The 21,132-nt window shown below is 46.3% G+C and carries 15 protein-coding genes; 5 read left to right on the forward strand and 10 right to left on the reverse strand.

The window, feature by feature from the left end:
- Nucleotides 1-10: 10 nt before the first annotated feature.
- A complete protein-coding gene (locus tag QUA34_RS09385; protein ID WP_333385922.1) occupies nucleotides 11-1,585 on the reverse strand; it encodes an outer membrane protein assembly factor BamB family protein in 1,575 nt (524 codons plus the stop codon).
- Between the two features lie 127 nt (nucleotides 1,586-1,712).
- On the opposite strand from QUA34_RS09385, the gene QUA34_RS09390 reads away from it, so the two are divergent.
- A complete protein-coding gene (locus QUA34_RS09390) occupies nucleotides 1,713-3,800 on the forward strand; it encodes a thioredoxin domain-containing protein (RefSeq protein ID WP_333385925.1) in 2,088 nt (695 codons plus the stop codon).
- A 165-nt stretch (nucleotides 3,801-3,965) separates the two neighbouring features.
- Here the strand turns inward: QUA34_RS09390 and QUA34_RS09395 are convergent, their stop codons facing one another.
- The 4 genes from QUA34_RS09395 to QUA34_RS09410 all read right to left on the reverse strand — a co-directional run bounded on the left by QUA34_RS09395 (nucleotide 3,966) and on the right by QUA34_RS09410 (nucleotide 8,196).
- On the reverse strand, nucleotides 3,966-5,054 hold the full coding sequence (locus tag QUA34_RS09395) for an ABC transporter ATP-binding protein (RefSeq protein ID WP_333385927.1): 1,089 nt from the start codon (nucleotides 5,052-5,054) through the stop codon (nucleotides 3,966-3,968).
- Nucleotides 5,055-5,274: 220 nt separating this feature from the next.
- Nucleotides 5,275-6,336 (reverse strand): spermidine/putrescine ABC transporter substrate-binding protein, encoded by a 1,062-nt coding sequence (locus QUA34_RS09400; RefSeq protein WP_333385930.1) that lies wholly within the window; start codon nucleotides 6,334-6,336, stop codon nucleotides 5,275-5,277.
- 51 nt (nucleotides 6,337-6,387) lie between these two features.
- Nucleotides 6,388-7,239, reverse strand: a complete 852-nt coding sequence (locus QUA34_RS09405) for an ABC transporter permease (RefSeq protein WP_333385933.1) — start codon at nucleotides 7,237-7,239, stop codon at nucleotides 6,388-6,390.
- A gap of 111 nt (nucleotides 7,240-7,350) precedes the next feature.
- Complete coding sequence (locus QUA34_RS09410) at nucleotides 7,351-8,196, reverse strand: ABC transporter permease (RefSeq protein WP_333260441.1); 846 nt, start codon at nucleotides 8,194-8,196, stop codon at nucleotides 7,351-7,353.
- A gap of 101 nt (nucleotides 8,197-8,297) precedes the next feature.
- Between QUA34_RS09410 and QUA34_RS09415 the strand changes: the two genes are divergently transcribed.
- Nucleotides 8,298-9,809 (forward strand): FAD-dependent oxidoreductase, encoded by a 1,512-nt coding sequence (locus QUA34_RS09415; RefSeq protein WP_333385935.1) that lies wholly within the window; start codon nucleotides 8,298-8,300, stop codon nucleotides 9,807-9,809.
- 77 nt (nucleotides 9,810-9,886) lie between these two features.
- Here the strand turns inward: QUA34_RS09415 and QUA34_RS09420 are convergent, their stop codons facing one another.
- The 4 genes from QUA34_RS09420 to QUA34_RS09435 all read right to left on the reverse strand — a co-directional run bounded on the left by QUA34_RS09420 (nucleotide 9,887) and on the right by QUA34_RS09435 (nucleotide 16,703).
- A complete protein-coding gene (locus tag QUA34_RS09420; RefSeq protein ID WP_333385938.1) occupies nucleotides 9,887-12,700 on the reverse strand; it encodes a chloride channel protein in 2,814 nt (937 codons plus the stop codon).
- Between the two features lie 366 nt (nucleotides 12,701-13,066).
- Nucleotides 13,067-14,023 (reverse strand): GDSL-type esterase/lipase family protein, encoded by a 957-nt coding sequence (locus QUA34_RS09425; RefSeq protein WP_333385941.1) that lies wholly within the window; start codon nucleotides 14,021-14,023, stop codon nucleotides 13,067-13,069.
- Between the two features lie 149 nt (nucleotides 14,024-14,172).
- Nucleotides 14,173-15,468 (reverse strand): TldD/PmbA family protein, encoded by a 1,296-nt coding sequence (locus QUA34_RS09430; RefSeq protein ID WP_333385944.1) that lies wholly within the window; start codon nucleotides 15,466-15,468, stop codon nucleotides 14,173-14,175.
- 374 nt (nucleotides 15,469-15,842) lie between these two features.
- Nucleotides 15,843-16,703 carry a Tab2/Atab2 family RNA-binding protein gene (locus tag QUA34_RS09435; RefSeq protein ID WP_333082477.1) on the reverse strand — a complete coding sequence of 287 codons (861 nt, stop codon included), beginning with the start codon at nucleotides 16,701-16,703 and terminating at the stop codon, nucleotides 15,843-15,845.
- A 271-nt stretch (nucleotides 16,704-16,974) separates the two neighbouring features.
- On the opposite strand from QUA34_RS09435, the gene QUA34_RS09440 reads away from it, so the two are divergent.
- The 3 genes from QUA34_RS09440 to QUA34_RS09450 all read left to right on the forward strand — a co-directional run bounded on the left by QUA34_RS09440 (nucleotide 16,975) and on the right by QUA34_RS09450 (nucleotide 19,866).
- Nucleotides 16,975-17,760 (forward strand): nucleotidyltransferase domain-containing protein, encoded by a 786-nt coding sequence (locus QUA34_RS09440; RefSeq protein ID WP_333385947.1) that lies wholly within the window; start codon nucleotides 16,975-16,977, stop codon nucleotides 17,758-17,760.
- Between the two features lie 61 nt (nucleotides 17,761-17,821).
- Nucleotides 17,822-18,544: a pyridoxine 5'-phosphate synthase gene (locus QUA34_RS09445; RefSeq protein ID WP_333082475.1), complete on the forward strand. Its 723-nt coding sequence runs from the start codon at nucleotides 17,822-17,824 to the stop codon at nucleotides 18,542-18,544.
- Nucleotides 18,545-19,119: 575 nt separating this feature from the next.
- Entirely contained in the window at nucleotides 19,120-19,866 is a 747-nt protein-coding gene (locus tag QUA34_RS09450; protein WP_333385949.1) for a hypothetical protein, read from the forward strand.
- A 92-nt stretch (nucleotides 19,867-19,958) separates the two neighbouring features.
- On the opposite strand, the gene QUA34_RS09455 is transcribed toward QUA34_RS09450, so the two are convergent.
- Nucleotides 19,959-20,981 carry a tetratricopeptide repeat protein gene (locus tag QUA34_RS09455; protein WP_333082473.1) on the reverse strand — a complete coding sequence of 341 codons (1,023 nt, stop codon included), beginning with the start codon at nucleotides 20,979-20,981 and terminating at the stop codon, nucleotides 19,959-19,961.
- Between the last annotated feature and the right edge of the window lie 151 nt (nucleotides 20,982-21,132).

The raw sequence follows: 21,132 nt of genomic DNA on the forward strand, positions 1-21,132 counted from the left end.
ATACCAATAACTAACCCAAAGTATACATCCAGCCATCCCTCGCGCAAATCCTCACAATTCCGTCCCAAACTACAGGCGTCGCCTCAAATGACAAACCCGGCTTAAATCTCCCCGATTCTATTACTTTCAAACGGTAAAAATCCCCTTTAGCATTTTTCAAAGCATTCTGATCCCCCGACTTCGCTCGTTCCCAATTCAAATTAAACAAATAAACACCGTTGTATCCCGCACTGATCAGTTTATTGCCATCGGTAAAAATCGGAGTCGAAATTGAAGAACCAATCGCTTTTTTAAATACTATTACCGGAGTATCGTAAGACTGGTTTCGCCAAGGCACAAAAGTTTTTTTACCTGTAATCATATCTTGGGAACCGATGTACAAATTGCCGTCGAGCGCATTTGTAGCAAACAGCGCCGGAAACTCCCCTGAATTGTACTCGTCGTTCAACGCGATCGAGCCAATTATCCCACCTTCCCAGCTAGAAAGTCGGCGATTTCCGGTAGGCAAAAACCATTCGACACTGGCATTCGGTTCTTTATTCGGATTCAGCTTCAGCACTCCGCCGTTGCCCTGAATGTATTGTTTTTCAATGGCACAAAACAGTTTCCCTGATTTAGAAATTACAGCACTTCCATCCAAATCTGAACCAGTATAGAAATCCCAAACTATCTTTTTAGTGGCAATGCTAATACCGTAAATATGACCGGAACCAGCAGCTATAAATATTCTATCTTTGAGCCTTGATGGCGATGATTCTGCTACCAAGTTGCCGCCGTGCTTCCTGATATCTGCTGCTGCATAAAGCTGTACTTCCGACAAGATATTTGGCTGCTTGATGCCTTGTTTGATTTTTGCATTGCTTGTGGAACTATCGAGAAAATAGCCGATCGCATTTTCCCCCGCATTGAACAAAACTCCACCGCCGATGTCCAAAGCGCTGCTGTCATTATCGCGGCTGTAGCTGGGCGTTTTCCTGATGTCCAATTTCCAAAGTTCCTTGCCAGTTCTAAAAGATATTGCCCTAAAACTCGGCACGACACTTTTGCCACCACCGCCGCTGCGGCTGCCTTGCAAAATCACAATTCTGTTTTCGGCGCTAGCTTTTTGATCGATATAAATTGTTGATGAACCTTTGATTACATCATCAAATTTATAGCGCCAAACTTCTTTATTAGTAGCAATATCTATTTTTCGCAAATTGTGGTCATAAGCACCTATAATTAAATAAGTTTTTCCCCCGTCTCTGGTAATTGTCGGCTGTCCTGTCCAACCGGCACCGCTCCAAACTACAGACCGCTTTCCCAGAAAAGTCCGGCCGCCGCCTAGTTGAAATTTGTCGATTAACTTCAAGCTTTTCGGAACACCTCTGCCGTAGAACCGACGCTTGTCGTTACCTAAAAAGGTCGGGACTAATAATTCTATTTCTGGGTCTGCTTTAGCCAGAAGATTGTTAAGATTAGTGTCTAATAAAGCTTGCTCCGAGGATTCAGTTTGGCTCAGTTTGAGAACAGCAGGAGGAACAGCAGCACTCAGCAAAAATTGTCCTAGGTGTTGATTAAAGGTTCTCCGAGATGATAAGCTCATATTAGATCGAGATAATCAGCCTTAATATTAAAACATAATTATCAGCAACAACTCAACTAAAACATCTCGCGCTAAACTGCTATAGGACTGACAAGCTTACCCAGCACGAGTAAAAGTATATTTGATTATGGTCAACCGTCTTGCTCAATCCCAAAGCCTTTACCTGCGGAAACACGCCGAAAATCCGATCGACTGGTGGCCCTGGTGCGACGAAGCTTTGGAAACGGCCCGAAGCGAAAATAAACCGATTTTCCTGTCAATTGGCTACTCTAGCTGCCACTGGTGCACGGTGATGGAAGGAGAAGCATTTTCCGATCGCGCGATCGCCCAATACATGAATTCGCATTTTATACCGATAAAAGTCGATCGCGAAGAACGCCCGGATATCGACAGCATTTATATGCAAACCTTGCAAATGATGACTGGTCAAGGCGGTTGGCCACTCAACGTTTTTCTCACTCCAGACGAGCGAGTTCCCTTCTACGGAGGCACTTATTTCCCCGTAGAACCGCGCTACGGACGGCCGGGATTTTTAGAAGTTTTGCAAGCAATTCGCCGCTTTTACGACACAGAAAAAGGCAAAGTAGAAGCCTTCAAAGCAGAGATTTTAGGAAATCTCCAACAGACGGCAGCGCTGTCAGGAGTAACTGCCGAATTAAATCGCGAACTCTTCCAAAAAGGCTTAGAACTCAACACCGGAATTATTGCCGGCAACAACCCCGGCCCCAGTTTTCCGATGATACCTTATGCTGAGCTAGCACTGCGGGGAACGCGATTTAATTTTGAATCAAAATACGACAGCAAACAAGTCTGCACTCAGCGCGGATTAGACTTAGCATTGGGCGGCATTTATGACCACGTAGGAGGCGGATTTCACCGCTATACGGTTGATGCGACTTGGACTGTGCCACACTTTGAAAAAATGCTCTACGACAACGGTCAAATTGTTGAGTATTTAGCGAATTTGTGGAGCGCGGGAATACAAGAACCCGCTTTTGAAACTGCGATCGCGGGGACAGTAGAATGGTTGAAGCGAGAAATGATTGCGCCAACAGGCTATTTTTATGCTGCACAGGATGCGGACAGCTTTAACACTTCTGAAGAAGTTGAACCGGAAGAAGGAGCATTTTATGTCTGGACTTATGCCGAACTGGAACAACTATTAACTGCTGAGGAATTGGCGGAAATTAAAGCACAGTTTACTGTTAGTCGCAGCGGCAATTTTGAAGGCAAGAATGTATTGCAGCGCCGCCATCCAGGAAAACTGAGCGACACGGTAGAAACGGCTTTGGCTAAACTTTTTGCTGTGCGTTACGGTGCCAAACCCGATAATGTAAAAACCTTTCCGCCAGCCCGCAACAATCAAGAAGCTAAAAACGACAGTTGGCCGGGTAGAATTCCCGCCGTTACTGACACGAAAATGATTGCTGCTTGGAATAGCTTAATGATTTCGGGTTTAGCCCGCGCTGCAGCGGTTTTTGGAAATTGGGAATATCTGGAATTAGCTGTGAAAGCGGCTAAGTTTATTTTAGACAATCAGTGGACGGATGGGCGGTTTCAGCGGTTGAATTATGACGGACAATCTGCTGTAACCGCGCAGTCGGAAGATTATGCTTTGTTTGTGAAAGCTTTGTTGGATTTGCATCAAGCGAGTTTGACTTTAGGCAATGGGGAAGAGGCACAACAGTTGCCGAATTCTCAGTTTTGGTTGGAGAAAGCTGTGCAGGTGCAAGAAAAGTTTGATGAGTTTTTGTGGAGCGTGGAATTGGGAGGATATTACAATACTGCTAAGGATGCTAGCGGAGATTTGTTGGTGCGGGAACGCAGCTATATAGACAATGCAACTCCGGCGGCGAATGGAATTGCGATCGCCTCTTTGGTTCGCCTCGCACTGTTGGGGCAAAATTTGGAATATCTCGATCGCGCGGAGCAAGGTTTGCAAGCTTTCAGCAGTATTGTACAAGATGCTCCCCAAGCTTGTCCTAGTCTACTTTCGGCGATCGACTGGTATCAGCATTCTACCCTGATTCGCACGACTCCCGATCGAATTTCTGGCTTAATTTCGCAGTATTATCCGACTGCTGTGTGTCAGATTGAGGCTGATCTGCCTGAAGGTGTTATCGGGTTAGTTTGCGAGTGTTTGACTTGCAAGGAACCGGCGAAAAGTCAAGAGAGGCTGTTGGAGGAAATTTTGCAAAGTCAAACGCGGGTTTAGTACCAATACTGTCTATATTATTTAACCGCGAAGACGCGAAAAACGCGAAGGAAGAAGGAGGAAGCAGAAGGAAGAAGTATATTATCTCCTACCGGGAAGGAATCGCATCTTCAGTCTGCCCCTCAATCTTCCAAAGAATCTCAGTGACTTCAGTCCGCTTGAGTGTCAACAAATGCAAATACTTTCCGGCGGCACGGCAACTCGAACGCTGTCGCCGACTTGGTATCGCTGCAAGTCATCTCTGTGCAAGTTTTGTCGGCGAAGGGCGATCGAACTTTTAGCAGTCAACCGCACTGTATAGCGCGTGTCAGTGCCAATATAAATAGCCTCTTCTACTATTCCCGGCCAGCTATTTTCAGCGTCATAATTAGCCGGATAAATAGCAGCTTTTTCTGGCCGCAAAACCAGGGTGACAACTTTCCCAGCGGGCATATCTTCTGCTGTCGCAACTAACACGGGCAACTGCTGGTCAACCAACACGATTATTTTCCCGTTTTGCTTTTCTACTACTCGACCACTTAAAAAATTGCTGTCGCCAATAAAATCAGCAACAAACCGCGTTTTAGGATATTCATAAATATCAACAGGCGTCCCGACTTGTTGCAGTTTTCCTCCATCCATCACTGCAATTCTGTCCGACATTGTTAGTGCTTCTTCCTGATCGTGAGTCACATAAATAAATGTAATTCCCAATTTTCGCTGCATTTTTTTTAATTCTAATTGCATCTCTTTACGCAATTTTAAATCCAGCGCTCCTAGGGGTTCATCCAACAGCAAAACAGACGGCTGTTTGACTAATGCTCTGGCTAGTGCTACTCGCTGCTGCTGTCCGCCTGACAGTTGGCGGGGATAGCGTTTTTCTACATCGGTTAACTGTACTAATGCTAAGGCTTCAGCAACGCGATCGCGAATTGTTTTCTGAGGCAAATTCTCCATTTCTAACCCAAAAGCGACATTTTGTGCTAGTGTCATATGCGGAAATAAAGCATAGTTTTGAAATACCGTATTTACTGGGCGGTGAAACGGTGGGCGATTTTGCATCGGTTGGCCGTGAATGTAAATTTCGCCGGCTGTGGGAATTTCAAAACCGGCAATCATTCGCAAAGTTGTAGTTTTGCCGCAGCCGGAAGGGCCGAGTAAAGAAAAGAATTCTCGATCGTAAATTTGCAGGTTGATGTTATCAACAGCTAAGAAATCTTGACTGCGGGCACTTTTAAATATTTTGGAAACTTCTAAAACCTCGACAGAGTGCATTGTGTTAGTATGTGTGACTAATAAAAATCTGAGTTCGAGTCCGGTTGAACTGATATCTTGCACCAGTCTCAATTACTGGTTTAGGAACGGGCAAGATGCCCGTTCCACAAGAAATTTATTCTTTGTGGAACAGGCATCTTGCCTGTTCTTGAGAATGGTGCAACTCCAAAACAAGCTAAAAAATTAAGTAAACCAGCCCCGGCAGAAACCTGTTTTATATCTACTTTCCAGCCCCTGCTTTAACTTCAGTCCAAGCTCGATCGTACAATGCAGTTGCTTTCCCGACATCCTCCAATAATTTCATTTTGCCAAACACCTCAGCCGGTGGGTAAATTTGAGGATTGTTCAAATCTTTCGGATCGATTAAACCTTGATCAATTGCTGCTTTGTTGGGCGATCCGAAGTGGGTAAAATTGGAAATTTGGGCGCCTACTTCTGGCTGCAAAATAAAGTTAATAAATTTCTCCGCTAACTCTTTGTGGGGCGCACCTTTCGGAATAGCCATATTGTCAGAAAAAATGATTGTTCCTTCTTTGGGAATAGCGTAACGGAGATTAGGATTTTCTGTCATCACTTGGAAAATATCACCGCTCCATTCCATTGTCAAATTTACTTCTCCTTGATCTAGCATATTTTGCCCGGTGTCGGGGACAAAAGCTGCAATGATATTTTTACTTTTAATCAGCAAATCGCGGGCTTTGTTAATCTCTTCGGGATTGGTTGTATTTGGGTCAAATCCTAAATACATTAAAACTCCTGCTAATGTGTATCTGGCATCGTCTTGCCACGCGACTTTTCCGGTATATTTCGGGTCGAACATCACCCCCCAACTGTTAATTTCTCTCTGGATTGTTTTCACATTGTAGCCAATTCCCATGGTTCCCCACTGGTAGGGCAGCGAATATTTATTTCCTGGATCAAAAGCTTGATTTATAAACTTAGGTTCTAGGTTCTTTTGGTTGGGGATATTGTTTAAGTTCAGCGGCTCAATTATATTTTCTGCGATCATGATTTTCACCATGTAATCGGCAGGAAATATTAAGTCGTAACCGGGGTTTCCCTGTTTGAGTTTGGCATAGAGTGCGTCGCTGTTCTCGAAAGTGTCGTATTGAATTTTAACATTGTTATCTTTCTCGAATTGGGCGATCGTTTCTGGGGCGATATAACTTGCATAATTGTAAATGCTGAGCACTTGCTGTTGGTTGCCACCTGTGGGGCTACAGCCGAAAGCCACCGTTGCACTCATCAAGAACAAAAGTAGGAAAGTCAGCAGGCGTTTCATAGGTTTTGTTAGTTGCAGACAAAAATAATTATGGCACAGAAAGCAATTATTTTAACTTTTCTGAACTTTTAACGATGATACAACCAGCAACAAGGAAGCCAACAACATCAAAGTTGAAATGGCATTAATCGCTGGTGTCACTGAGAATTTTATCATGCCGTAAACAAATAATGGTAGCGTCATGGAACCGACGCCAGTGGTAAAAAATGTCACGACAAAATCATCCAGCGACAGAGTAAAAGCCAGGAGTGCCGCGCTGAAAATAGCGGGCCAAATTAGAGGGAGAGTGATGCGCCAAAAAGCCCGCCATTCGTTAGCGCCTAAGTCAAAAGCTGCTTGTTCTAATTGAGGATCTAGTTCCGCCAAACGCGCCCTGACAGTAATAGTCACAAAGGAAATATTAAAGACAACATGACCGATAATTACGGTAGGTAAGCCGAGATTGAAGCGAATTCCAGTGAGATTTTCTACGATCCGAAATACTAGGGTAAAGAAAACTAGCAGCGAAATGCCGATCGTAATTTCGGGCATAATAATCGGCAAAAACAGTAAAGCTTCTACTGCTTTGCGCCCCGGAAAATGAAAGCGTTCCAGTGCTAGCGCGAGCATTGTACCAAAAATGCTTGCTAGCACAGTCGAAATAGCTGCAATTAGCAAGCTGTTGTTGAGTGCTGTCCAGATTCCGGCGCTGCTACTCGTAGCAATCGTCGCGCCTGCATTGCTAAACAAACTGCGGTACCAATCGAGGGTAAAGCCGCGCCAAACGGCGTTGAATCTGGAGGCGTTAAAGGAGTAAATAATTAAGATGAGAATTGGCAAGTAAAGAAAGGCAAATGCGAGTGCAGCTTGTACCCAAAGCCACTTTTTGCCGATCGCCCGCACGAGTAAATCTAGTTTAGTCATTAGTCAATAATAGGTTAGCCTGTAGGGGCGGATTTTACAGACAATCTGTGCCTAAGACCAATAATCTCATAAACCGGTCCCCCACCCAACTGTAAATCTCAATCTACCTGTTTAAGTTTCGTCAGACACGCGGAAGTAAATTAACACCGGAATCAATATGATTACCGTCAATAGCATAGAAAGCGCCGAACCAAAAGGCCAATCGCGGGCTCTCATAAACTGATTCTGAATCAAATTTCCCACCATTACTGTTTTAGAACCACCTAATATATCCGGTGTGATGAAAGCGCCGACAGCGGGAACAAAAACTAAAATAGAGCCTGCAACAATACCGCGAGTTGTTAATGGTAAAAATACGCGCCAAAAAGTGCGAATATCATTTGCACCTAAATCGTGAGCGGCTTCTACTAATGAAAAATTGAAGCGTTCTATGCTAGAATATAAAGGCAGAACCATGAAAGGTAAATAGCCGTAAATAAGACCGATCGCCACAGCGAAAGGCGTAAAAAGCAAGTTTAACGGTTCGCTAATAATTTGCAGGCTTTGCAAGGCTGTGTTAACTACTCCTTCGCTACGCAGCAGTATGATCCAGGCGTAGGTTCTCACTAAAAAATTAGTCCAAAATGGAATAATTACCAGCAAAAGCAAAGCATTTCGCCAGCGAGGAGAACGGGTGGCGATGAAGAATGCTAGGGGATAGCCAACTAACAAGCAAGTGGCTGTTGTTAGAAAAGCCAGCCAGAGCGATCGCCCAATTACTCCTAAGAAAAGTCCACTGAACAAACGCTGGTAGTTGCTGAGAGTAAATATCCAAGTAACACCGCCGTAAGTACCGCGTTCTAAAAAACTGTACAACAGTACAATTAGCACGGGCAAAATGAAGAAAACCATCAGCCATGCCGTAGCGGGAAATAAGAGCAGCAACAGGTTTGTTTGCTGGCGGTTTTTGACACTCATTATTCACTCAAGCGAAATTTAGCACATAATGCAACACATTTTATATCAAATCAGCATTTTATGAATTATGTCATCATTAATAAATTATCAAGAGGTACGCAATGTCAGCAGAATCGTCAACCCCAAAAATAGTCGTCGTCGGTGCAGGATGGGCCGGTCTAGGCGCTACCTATCACCTAGCACAGCAAGGCTATGATGTCACCCTGCTAGAAGCAGGCCCCTATCCGGGTGGCTTAGTTGCAGGGTGGAAAACCGCCGGCGGGCGTTCCGTAGAAGCAGGCATTCATGGCTTCTGGTATCCCTACAAAAATATCTTTTCCTTAGTCAAGGAATTAGGACTCTATCCCTTCACGCCTTGGACTCGTTCTTGTCAGTATTCACCCGCCGGATTGGAAGTAGAATCGCCGATTTTTCAGGACGAACCGCGCCTTCCGACACCGTTAGGAACCTTTCTTTACACCAGATTTAAAAGACTGCCATTAGTCGATCGGCTTTCAGCCTTACCCTTACTCTACGCCGTCCTAGATTTCGACAATTCCGACGAAGCTTGGCGCAGGTACGATCGCGTCACAGCCCGCGAACTATTCAAACAGTTTGGCGTTTCTGCAAGACTGTACCGCGATGCTTTTGAACCGATGTTATTAGTAGGTTTATTTGCACCAGGAGAACAATGTTCTGCCGCCGCAGCTTTGGGAATGCTTTATTATTTCATATTAGCACACCAACCAGATTTTGATGTAGTTTGGTGTCGCGGAACAGTCGGAGAAAAAATATTTCGCCCCTGGGTCGAGCGCCTGGAAAAACTCGGTGCAAAAGTATTGACAAAGCAGCGAGTTACGGATTTAATAGTTGACAGCAACAACCGAGCAACAGGCGTTGTTTGCGGCGAAGAAACCTTCGAGGCAGATGCAGTTATTTTTGCAGTTGGTGTCACGGGAATGCAAAAAATTATCAGCAGCAGCCCAGCTTTGCAAAGTCGCCCAGAGTTTCGGGACGCGATGAATTTGGGTGCAGTTGACGTGTTAGCTGTTCGCCTGTGGTTTGACAGAAAAATTGACATTCCGCTGCCTTCTAATGCCTGTTTTGGATTTAGTTCAACTACAGGTTGGACGTTTTTTGATTTGAATGCTTTGCACGACGAATTTCGAGACGAACCGGGAACAGTTGTCGAAGCTGACTTTTATCACGCAAATCAATTAATTCCCCTAAAAGATGAGGAAATTGTTTCCTTAGTTCAGCGGGATTTAGCCACTTGTATCCCCGCTTTTCGGGAAGCAAAAGTAATTGACAGCAGCGCGATTCGGCTGTCGCGGGCAGTGACGCATTTTGCCCCTGGCAGCTATCAATATTTGTTGCCTGCGGTAACAAGTTATGATAATGTATTCATGAGCGGGGATTGGGTTGTGACCCGTCACGGTTCTTGGTCGCAGGAAAAGGCTTATGTTACTGGTTTGGAGGCGGCAAATTTGGTAATTTCGCGTTTCGGAATCGGAAACAAAGCGGCAATTATTCCCGTGGAAGCTGACGAACCGCACATTCAAATCGGGAGAAAGATTAATCAGTTTACTCGCAGTTTGACTAAAACTTTCATTCCCGATTTTTGGCTGCCATAAGAATAAGGAAATTCGGCAACGGATGCGGTAAGGCATTTAACGGATGTCAGGAAGAAGGGGGATTCCCGTCTGGTTAGCTAAGAGGCCGATCGCACTAAAATCACTGTACAGTCGCACCCGCGCGCCACAGCTTCCGGGATATTCCCGTGAATCACCTGCTTCAGCAGCCCTTCACGGCTCGCTCCCAGGACGATCGCATCGCACTGATCGTTCTGAGCCAAATCAATTAAAGCATCAGAAACCGATTTAGCGCAAACCGAAGTCGCTATTATCGAACAGCTAACCCGGCGCTTGATAAACTCCGCGGCTTGCTTTAATTCTCCGCGATCGGGTTCTGCAACAGAAGGCTGATGAACCTGACACAATTTAATCTCCGGTACAGCACTCGCAGCCACCAAAGCAGGTAGCAGCCGCAAAGCCGCAGCTTGCTTGTAACTGCCGCGAATAGGCACCAACCAGCGATGCAAACCCATCAGCGTGTGCAGTCCCAATTCTGGCCCTGGAAGGTCTGAATTCGGCGGGGAAAGTTCCGTCTCTGGAGTCGCTGATGGATCTGAGGATATCGCCAATGCGGGATTATCTGCACCATCAACTCCTTCGGTATTGAATTCCCATTCAATAGACGTATATTTTCGCCCGCTGAAAATGGGGGAAAACTCATTTTTCTTGCGTGTTGCTAATAGTTTTTCGCTCCACTTCACCAAAATAACCTCGCAGCCTGCTTGCCGAATTACGGTATCCACCACATCGCCAAAAATGCGTCCTTTTGTGGAAAATTCGCCTTGCCAGCCCATCAAAATTGAATCGATATGCCGCTCCTTTATTGTCTCCAAAATCGCGTTAGGCACGTCGTGAGCTACCCGTATTTGGGTGTGTACCGGCAAGTTCCAATTGCGAATTATTCGCTCTGCTTGTTGTAGCAGGCGGCGGCTTTTGGTTGTCCGCACGGCGCTTTCTGAGGGGGAACTGTTGCGCGGTACTATGATGATTTGTAGGCATTCTAATTCGTAATTACGATCGCGCGCGATCGCAGCCGCCAGCCGCAGCAAAGCGGGTGCTGTTTGGGGATTGGAAAGCGGTACTAATAAGCGGCCGTTTCCAACTTGCGGAGCCCTGGTTTGATAGACAACATAGGAAGGTTCTGGGTGCGGGCCCTGGGTGGTTTCTCCGCTGAGGCGATCGGATTCAACTCGGATAATGTCGCTGCGGGTAATAATTCCCACCAAACGCCGACCTTCCACGACTGGCAAACGGCTGATATTGTAGTTGTTGAGCCTGTACAATACCTCGCTTAAAGTATCGCTTGCTTTGACTGCGATCGGCTGTACAGTCATAAATTCTTTAAGCAGGGAGTTGCCGGACAAATTGCGCCCGCTGGCATTTGCCAAATCGGTTTGACTGACAATTCCCACTAATTTGCCATCTTCAACTACTGGAAATCCTCGGTGGTGCGATCGCGAAAAAGCCTGCATCACTTCATCGAAAGTCAGCAGACTCGAAAGAGTTTCAACTCGGCGCTGCATCACGTCATCTGCGTGCAAGTCGCTCAAAGTATTGCTCGCAGCTTTTGCCTTTGTCAGTTGAATGCCGTTAAACTCCAAAAGGCGATCGTACAAAGAGCCACTGTCCACCTTTTCCGCGACCAAATAAGCAACTACAGAACAGATCATCAAAGGCAGCACTAATTTGAAATCCGCCGTAATTTCAAACACAATCACTACCGCAGTAATCGGCGCCCTAGAAACCGCGCAAAAAAACGCTCCCATTCCCGCCAAAGCGTAAGTTACCGGCAAACCGACACCCAGGGAATCTGCCTGCACAATTCCCACCATGTGACCGAGTGCAGAACCCATAACTAGGGCAGGGGAAAACAATCCTCCCGGAGCTCCAGAAGCAGCGGAAATAATTGTCAGAAAAAAGTGAGCTACAAAAGCAATTAAACTCGTTATCCCGCTTGCTTCACCGGTCAGCATAAACTCCCGTAAACCCGTATTATCGCGGAAAGTTGCTGGAAGAAAAGCTATTACTGAACCGCAGATTATGCCAGCTAAAGCCATTCGCACAGGCAAAGCTAATTTGAGCGATCGCCTGTTAAATTGCAAGCTAGCAATAATCCCTTTGGTGAACAAAGCTCCCAGCAATCCCGCTAAAACTCCTAACAGTATATAAAAGGGGATTTCCTGAGCATCAAAACTGGTTTGGTACTCGCGAAGGTTCAAATTTAAACTATCACCGCCCAAAAGCTGCGAGACAACTGCACCGATAAATGAAGCGATGATTGCAGTCCCTAAAGTCAATCCCGAAACGTCGTGCAGTAGTTCTTCAACTACAAACAAAACTCCTGCAATGGGAGCATTGAAACCAGCAGCCAATCCGGCCGCAGCACCGCAAGCAATCAATTGTCTGCGGTAGTCTGGGGAAGTTGGCATCAAGTGACCTATCCAGCCGGCCAAAGATGCTCCTATTTGCACAGTCGGGCCTTGCCTGCCTAAAGTTAAACCGGAACCAACTGCTAAAATAGTCGTCAGAAGTTTGGCGACAGCTACTCGCAAATCTAAGGAAAGATTGACTCCGCCGAGAGCAGCTTTGACGTGAGGAATGCCACTGCCGGCAGTTTCTGGAGCAAAACGCTCTACCAAGAAACCTGTCAGCAACCCGCCCAATAAACCGACAGCCGGAAGCAATATCCAAGCTGGAATTAATGTCGAGGTAGCAACTCGCCAACTGCCAAGCCATCCAACTCCTGATTTGAGCAAAACCCCAGCCAGCCCTGAAATTAAACCTATCAGACAAGCTTCAAAAATGGCTAGGCGTTTCGGCCGTAAAAAAAGTTGAGATTTGATGACCCTGGAAGGTTCCCTAAATTGTTTAGGGATAGTTATGTACGGCATAAATAGCGTAGATGACCTGAGAATTGTCTGCTCGATCGCACTTTAGCGAAAAATCCTTCGATACTTACCTAAAATCTGTTGTAATTCCGATGCTACCGGATTTGATATCAATCTGCGATTTTTTTACCTTATAGCCTCCACCAGTGTTTTTAAATCCGGCACTTCTAAATCAGGCTGGCCGCTGGCCGGCAGTGTCGCGCAAAATCCTGTTTTTTCGTGTCTGCGATTTACCAAAATATATCTCGTGACTTGACAGCAATTGTCTCAAGACTAGCACTATTCCCCTTTCCCCATCTCTCAGAGTGCCGTAGCAGTCAAAACTCACTACTGAAAATTGATTAAATTCAAGCATAGTTAGCTCCGAGTTTAGGGTTGATATTCCGCAAAAATCTCTATTTTGCCCACAATGTTTTGATTAAATTGAGCCAATTCTTCGGCAGGAATCCAATATTCTTGGTGAATCGAACTGCCCACATTTTGAACTGGATATTTTTTTAAGAATTCAGTCGCCACCCGAAAGCGCGTGACATAGCCGAAATATCCCGATGCTGCATCTCTTGTATTCCAATCTCTCGCGATTTGTATGGCATAGGCTTTGTGAAGTACGGGATAAAAAGTAGGCTGAAAGGATAAGCGTGGCGGAAATGCCAGAAAATCGCTTTCTTTAATCAGTTCCATTTCTTTTTTGCCGACGGCTCGGAACAGCGTTACTGTCTCTTGATCTGATATATTGATATTTTTAAACCAAGCTTTCCAACCGTCCCAATTGTGAACTATTTTCGCCAATTCAGCGTAACCGGCGGCGCGGGGATGGGAAACGTCATTTTCGGTAAGTTCTTTATGCCAAATTTCCGAGTTTTGCAGCGGGGTGCAAACATCTAAATAAGGCACATTTAACTCGTTGCAAACTTGGGCAAACTGTTCGGATAAGTTGGCAATCCGGCTTGTGCGATCGCTATCGATAACTGGCGGTGGCCCTACCATTAATACTGGAAATATTTCTTGGGCTGATGTGAGAATACAGCGAGCATTTTCAATTGATTTTTCAACTTCTATGCGATTTTTTTCGTTTTCTCGGTAAGTGTCGTTGACGCCAAAGGAAAATACTATTCTGCCATCGCCGTAGTGAGGTAAGCGGCGAGAAACTTCGTTGAACCAACGAGTTTCTATATCGGCACTGGTTTCTCCCCTGATTCCTAAATTGTAGTAGGTAATATCGTGTCCTTGTCCGCAAGCGGCCGCGCAAATCCGTCCTGTCCAACCGAGACATTTGGGATCGCAAGTACCGTTTACAAAAGAATCGCCGATAAAACAAATACGCATATTATGTGTGGGAATTGGGAATTGGGAATTGGGAATTAGGAAGTGGGAATTGGAAATAGGGAACTGTTGACTGTTGACTGTTGACTGTTAACGGATCATTGATGACAACTAACAACTGAAAACTGCCAACTGCCAACAGACAACTGACTTTAATTCTTGCCGATGACGGACAATCCCTCTACAATTAGAGACGGTGTTTGGCAAGAACCGTTCCACTCGGAGTCTCCTCCCAATTCTACCAATTGTTTGAGGACGTTGTAGACATTGCCAGCTACCATTGTGTCTTTGATTCTGCCGACTATTTGACCTTTTTTGACTCGGTAGCCCAGATCGACATTAATTGAAAAATCGCCGGAAATTCCAGCACTGCCACCAAGCATTTGATCGACTACAATTCCGTCGTCTAATTTAGCGATTAAATCGATTAGCGAAAGCGAACCTGGCTTAATCAAAATATTGAACAAACTCGGCGTCGGATAGCTGCCTAAACCAGGGCGAAATCCGTTGCCGGTGGTGCCACTGCCCAAGGCTCGACCGGTGGTGCGATCGGTATAAAATAGCTGCAACACTCCGCTGTTGATAAAGACGATCGCCCGAGTGGGAGTGCCTTCGTCGTCAAAGGGACAGCTATAGGGCCCGATATCCGGCTGCTGCGAGAGGGTGACAAGCGGCGATGTCACTTGTTGGCCTAATCGATCGTTCCAAGGCGAAGCGCCTTCGAGTACCTGTTTGCCGTTCAACGCCGCACAGACAGTCCCCCACAGCAAATCGGCTGCTTTGGCTGTAAATAGCACCGGCACGCGGCCCGTGGCGGGAGCAACATTATCTTTTGCCCATTCTAAACGCTGCAAAACCCGCTTGGCGCTCGTGTTTAAGTCGAGGGTGCCGCGTTCGGTTTCGCCTTCCCAAATGTTGAGGAAATCTTCGCCCCGCACTAATTCTGCTGATAAGTAACCGCTGAGGGTGGTGTCGGTGTGACTCGAATCCAAGCCTTTGGTGTTCACCAAGCGGGTGCTTTCGATTTCGCAGTCGAGTTCGGCGGTGCAGAGGCTTTCGGGATAAGCTTCGCGGACGATCGCGATCGCCTCTTTGCCCCAGTTTACTAGCTGTTCGGCCGGCACCGACACTCCGCGATCGGGATAAACAACTTTCTCACCGGTGCCGAGTTCGATGGTTTCCGGTTCGTTAAGTTGCGAAAGCGCGATCGCCCTGTCCACCAAAATTTGCAGTTCCACGGGCCCGTAGGCCACCGCCAAACCCGGCCGCCCATCCCGCCACAGCCGCAGTGCAATGCCTTCTGCTTGGGCAGTTTCTAGCTGTTTGAGGCGGTTTGCTTCAAAAAAGACCGGCCGTGAGAGCGATTGCGATTCCAATACCTCAGCAGCTTCTGCACCTGCTTTGGTGGCTAGTTCTAACAGTTGTTCTGCTGATTGGTGATTGGTCATTGTTGTCGGTGGTTGGTAATTAGTCAGTTGGCAGTTGGCAGTTGGCAGTTGTCAGTTGGCAGTTGGCAGTTGGCAGTTGGCAGTTGGCAGTTGGCAGTTGGCAGTTGGCATTAGTCAGTAGTTATTAGTTATAGCCTTTCTCAGTAACATGAGATGCTCGTAGAGCATAGGCCTCGCGGGTCTGGGACTGAAAAGCATACCTCAATTATTTGAGAACCGCTATATGAGTTATTCGTTATTAGTCAATCTAGCTGTTAACTCTAGACTAAATAACGGTAGATTATTAACTGCTACTAACAACTGACAACTGCCAACTGACAACTGCCAACTAACAACTGACTACTAACAACTGACTGATGACTAATGACTGATGACTAAATAGTTAGTTCGTGCAGCAGCCAAAATCCTGCAAAAGATTCCGATTCGGGATTCGACTGAATTGCTAAAAAATGTACTTTTTTTGCTTGGTTTTTAGCTGCTTCAAATCCTTTCGCTTCTCTCTCAGTTGCTGCGTCTCTGAGATTAGCTAAAATCCAGCGATCGTTAGCTCCCGTATCTAATACCAGCCTAGCAGGTGGGCCGCTCTCAAATTTTAGGAAAGCCAACTCCAATCCCGACATCCAACCTGCCAGGGCTGTGGCTCTCGACGAGTAGATAATTAGTCCCGGAATTTGCGTTTCTGGGGCGAGGCGTGTCATCGGCAGTCCAAAAGCTTCGCCAAATCCGATATCCCACTCGGACATTTCGTCAAAAGCTGCGATCGGCAAACTCACAAACGCCCATTTTTCCCCGATTAAAGCATCCGGCAGCGCAACTGGCGTTTCTGGTACAAATTGAACGCTCGGGTTCACGACCGGTTGATAGCCCGGTTCGGCGGGATAAACGTCTTGCATCCGTTCTTCCAGCCACAGGCTAAGGGCCAGGGTGCGGCGGCTGCAGGCGGCGGGAATGTCCAAGTCATCGCAGGCTTTAGTAATCATGTTCGCCATTTGGCGGCGGAAAAAGCGGATTTTTTCGGGGCGTTTCGGTGCTGCGGCGATCGCATCTTTAATAGCACCCGCCAGCCACAGGGAATTTACGGTAGAACTGGAGCAGAATTGCGAGTAGCGAAACAGAGATTCGGCCTTGTCGCCTACATTCAGCGGGCTTTCGCAGATCAACACTTCCCATTTTTTTTTCTCTCGCTCGTCTATGATTGGACGGCTGTAAAAGTCGAGTTCCCAAATAGTAGCCATGCCGCGCTGTTTAAAATTAATCCTTTATCATGTTACCGGACAGCGGGCAAGTTTCTGATTCTGACAATTTAAGGCTGATTTTCAATCGCGGGCGATCGCACTTTCCCAAAGATGGGCACTCTCCCTAGCAGGTTCCTGTGTAATTTTTGGTAGCAGTGCACAACCGGAAGCATTAGCAACTCCTCGGAGAACTGTCGCGGAGCAATCTCAACACGCGATCGTTTGTTAAACTTGTGCAAGCCAGGGAAAACAAACAGTATAGCTTGATTCCATGAGACAAATCATTCTCGAAAAGATTGTTTCCACCTTAGAACCTTTAGATTTTGTTCTCGCTTTGTGGCAAGGAGGTTCAGCAGCCCACGGATACACCGACGAGTGGTCAGACCTCGATATTGCGGTTGTGGTTGAAGATAACTGCGTGGAAGAAACATTGGATATTGTTGAAAAAACCCTCGCCGAAATTGCCGAAATCGAACTCAAATATCGAGTTCCCGAACCCGCTTGGCACGGTCAATCGCAGTGCTTCTGGCGGCTCAAAGAAACCCCGCCGTTTTTGCTAATTGATTTCGCCGTTTTTCGGCGCAGCAGCCGCAACGATTTCCTGGAAATAGAGAGACACGGAAAAGTGCCGATCGCCTTCGACAAAGTTAATCTAATTGTACCGCATCCTGTCGATATAAGCAAACATTTATCTACAATGCAGTCGAGATTCAACGACCTAAAAATCCGTTTCGATTTGCTGCAACCTCTGGTTAAAAAAGAGATTTATCGCGGACATTTAGTAGATGCGATCGGCAACTATCACAATTGGACGCTTCTACCCTTAGTCGAACTGTTGGGCATGATTTACCGTCCCCACAGATACGATTTTGAACTAAAATATTTCAGCCGAGACTTTCCGCCCGAAATAGTCGATCGCGTTGCACCCCTTTTCTGCATCGCCAACCTTGAAGATTTGGCAGCAAAACAGCAAATAGCTGAGGCTTTCTTTGCAGAAAGTTTACCGCTTGCAGAAGCTAATTTTTACTTTGATAACACCTTAACACTACCGCAATAGGCTCAAGGTTTCGTACCGAAAGCGATAATATAGTAGCATCAACCTTAAAGAGTGACATCCCGTGACAAAACTCAGCGTCAACATCAACAGAATCGCCCTCCTCAGAAACTCTCGAAACATCGGCATCCCCAGCGTTACTGAAGCCGCAAAAACAGTAATTGCCGCCGGAGCCCACGGCGTTACAGTCCATCCCCGCCCCGACGAAAGGCACATCAAAGCTGCGGATGTTTACGAATTAGCTAAAATGCTAACCGTTGAGTTCAACATCGAAGGAAATCCGTTTCAGCCGCCATTTATGGATATAGTTTGCGACGTAAAACCGGCTCAGTGTACCTTAGTCCCAGACGCTCCAGACGTGCTAACATCGGATAGCGGTTGGAATATTCCCGAAAATCGCGATCGGCTCTTACCAATCATTGAAAAATTAAAAGACAATGGTATCAGAGTCAGCTTGTTTATGGAGGCAGATGCTGCTCTCATGCCACTAGCAAAAGAAGTTGGAGCAGACCGAGTAGAACTGTACACGGAACCCTACGCAACTGCTTTTCGCGAAGGTAGAGTAGAATTTGTTTTTCAACAATATGTCTTAGCAGCTCAAGCCGCTCAATCAGCAGGTTTGGGAGTGAATGCCGGACATGATTTAAATTTGCAAAACTTAGCTAAATTTTGCTCTATTCCTGATATACTCGAAGTATCAATTGGTCATGCTTTAATTGCGGAAGCGCTAGAAATGGGGTTGTCCAAAACAGTAGAAGCTTACCTAAAAATTCTGGCAGGTTCGTAATACAAATTAACCTTGTCTGGTAGGGCAGATTTGGCAGTGATAAACCCGTTTGTATCAGAGATTCTGACTAAATCGGCCCTAGGAAAATACAGGATCAAAACTTACGAAAACCCGGGTTGGACGTGCTACAAATATGGTAAGGTGCGGTTGGCAGCGCCCTACATAATTAGGCGATTGTCAAAAACGAAGTAATACGAGGGGCTGTAACCCCGTGGGGGTCTAGCAGTTGTCTAGTAGTAAGGCAGAGCCAGAATCCAAAACACCGCGTTTTTTGGGTGTGGGCATTTTTTTAACAAGATCCTGGGAAACAGCTTTAATTTTCCTCGACCCAATTACTAATATTCTCTGATGATATTATGCGTAGGTAGTATCATTGAAATGTCCGGAAAAACAGAGCCTACTACTTAGCTCCCGCACTGCCAATCTGCTACCATCAGGTTTTGTGCAAGTACGGGATATTTACGTGTATCCTCTATGCTGCTGTAGCCTCTGTGCGATCGCCAGATTTAATCCGGTGAAAACAGGCAAACACAAGTAACCATATACAACTCCTTACCCCCCCTCAGACGTGCGACATGAAAAAACTAATTTTACTGACTGGAATGCTACTTATGATGACGGCAAAATCAGTATTTGCCAGCCCAGTAGCCCCCAAAATTTCGCCGAGCGAGCTGATGGCTGCCTCGGAAATTACAGAAACCCTTAACAAATCCGTTACCTCTGAATCAGTTTCAAACCTCGAACCAATCAAGCGAATGTCAACCTCGGAAATCCGAGAAACAATCAACCAACCCACCACCTATATTTTTGAAGGCATCAAAGGGCGAGAACTCACTCTCTCCCTGTGGGCGGGACAACTGACAGCCGAACTGTACAGTCCCAATGGTGAAAATATGGGGGTTATTGAAAAATCAGATAATCAGTGGATTGGCCAGTTGCCAGAGTCAGGTATCTACCGCGTGCGAGTTACCCCCAAAGGTGAAACCACCAGCTTCGTACTAGGACGCGACTTTAACGCCAAGTGGACTTATAGGCCCGATCGCGCAATTCCCATAGCATTCAAGGAAAAACAAGCCACAGTCAAACTCAAAATGTCCGGCTACCAAATCCAGCCTATCACGGTTCAAGGCAAGCAGGGACAGACAATTAGGGTCACAGCTAGCACCAAAAATCTAGATCTGGCGATCGAATCTCCGTCGGGACAACTCCTGGATCAAGGCGAAGGTCAAACTTTTGCTCAACTCCCCGAGTCCGGCACTTACCGGGTAATCGTAGTTGCCAAGAGGCCGGTCAAGCCCTCAATCCGAGTTTCTGTGCAATAGCAAAGATTGCAGAAATACTCTTGAGGGCGATCGAATGTGCGCCCGCCAAAAAAACAGCTCGCCCGATTGGGGGGCTGTTTTTTTGCGTAAAATCAACCTTGGATCAGCGCCTCAAAACGTTCTTGTTTCCAAATGCAGCTTAAATCCGAGTCAGCTAAAGCTAGCTCTCGGTATAAATTAGGGATCAACTCCATAGCCCGCTGCAAATTGTCAAGGGCTAAATCAGCAAATCCCAGTAGAGCATAACAGCAAGCTTTATTGTAAAAAGCGTTAGCAAAATCAGGATTTATTTCTAAAACTGTTTCGTAGCAAGCAATCGCCTCAGAGTAGCAGCCTTTTCGCGCCAATTCCACACCCCGGTTGTACCAGATCAAATAATCCTCAAAGGGACGCTCAGATGTGGGAGTAAACTTGCCATTTCTCTGATTTAAACCTACTAATTTCTCCAAAGCTACTCTCCGTTCGCCCACAGCCTCGGCTCTGCCCGGTTGTAGAGCGATCGATCGGCTAAAACTAGCCACTGCTTGTTTGTAAAGTCCCATAGAGTTCGCAGCTATACCGCGATTGTACCAAGCCTTCGCATCGTCAGGCTTAAACTCGATCGCCCGCTCAAAACTGTTGAGTGCCTGATAGTAAAGCTTGAGTTCCAATAGGGCATTACCTCGGTTGTACCACGCCCAAGCAGCCTCCGGGTACAAATTTAAACAGCGATCAAAACTCAGAACCGCCTTCTCGTAAAGCCCCATATCGATCAGCGTCAGTCCTCGGTTGTGCCAAATACTCGCCGCGCACGGACTGAACTCCAGAGCCCGGTCAAAACTATTGAGAGCCTCCAACCACTCGCCCAACTTTCCTAAAGCAATAGCCCGGTTGTGCCAGCCAAAGCTCGCATTCGGCTGCACCGCCAAGGCTTCATCAAAACTCTTCAGCGCCTCTAAGTGCCGTTCTAAATTCCCCAAAGCCATACCTCGGCCGAACCAAGCCTTATAATGATCTGATTGCAACTTCAAAGCTCTGTTAAAGTTCGCCAGAGCACCATGATCATCGTTAGCTTCGAGGTGGCGCGAACCCAGATGGTAATACCAAGCCGCTTCCAAGTTTTGGATTAAGTTCATAATATTTTGTATCTATCTTAGGGATGATTCTACATGAAACCATACCTGGAATAAAACTGTAATTCCACTAAAAATCTGAAAAATTTGATACAGGGGGATCGCCCGTACACACTGCCCGTAACAACCTCAACAATTTGCGGTCAAAACTAAC

The organism is Microcoleus sp. POL10_C6 (assembly GCF_036701585.1).
Taxonomy (GTDB): domain Bacteria; phylum Cyanobacteriota; class Cyanobacteriia; order Cyanobacteriales; family Microcoleaceae; genus Microcoleus.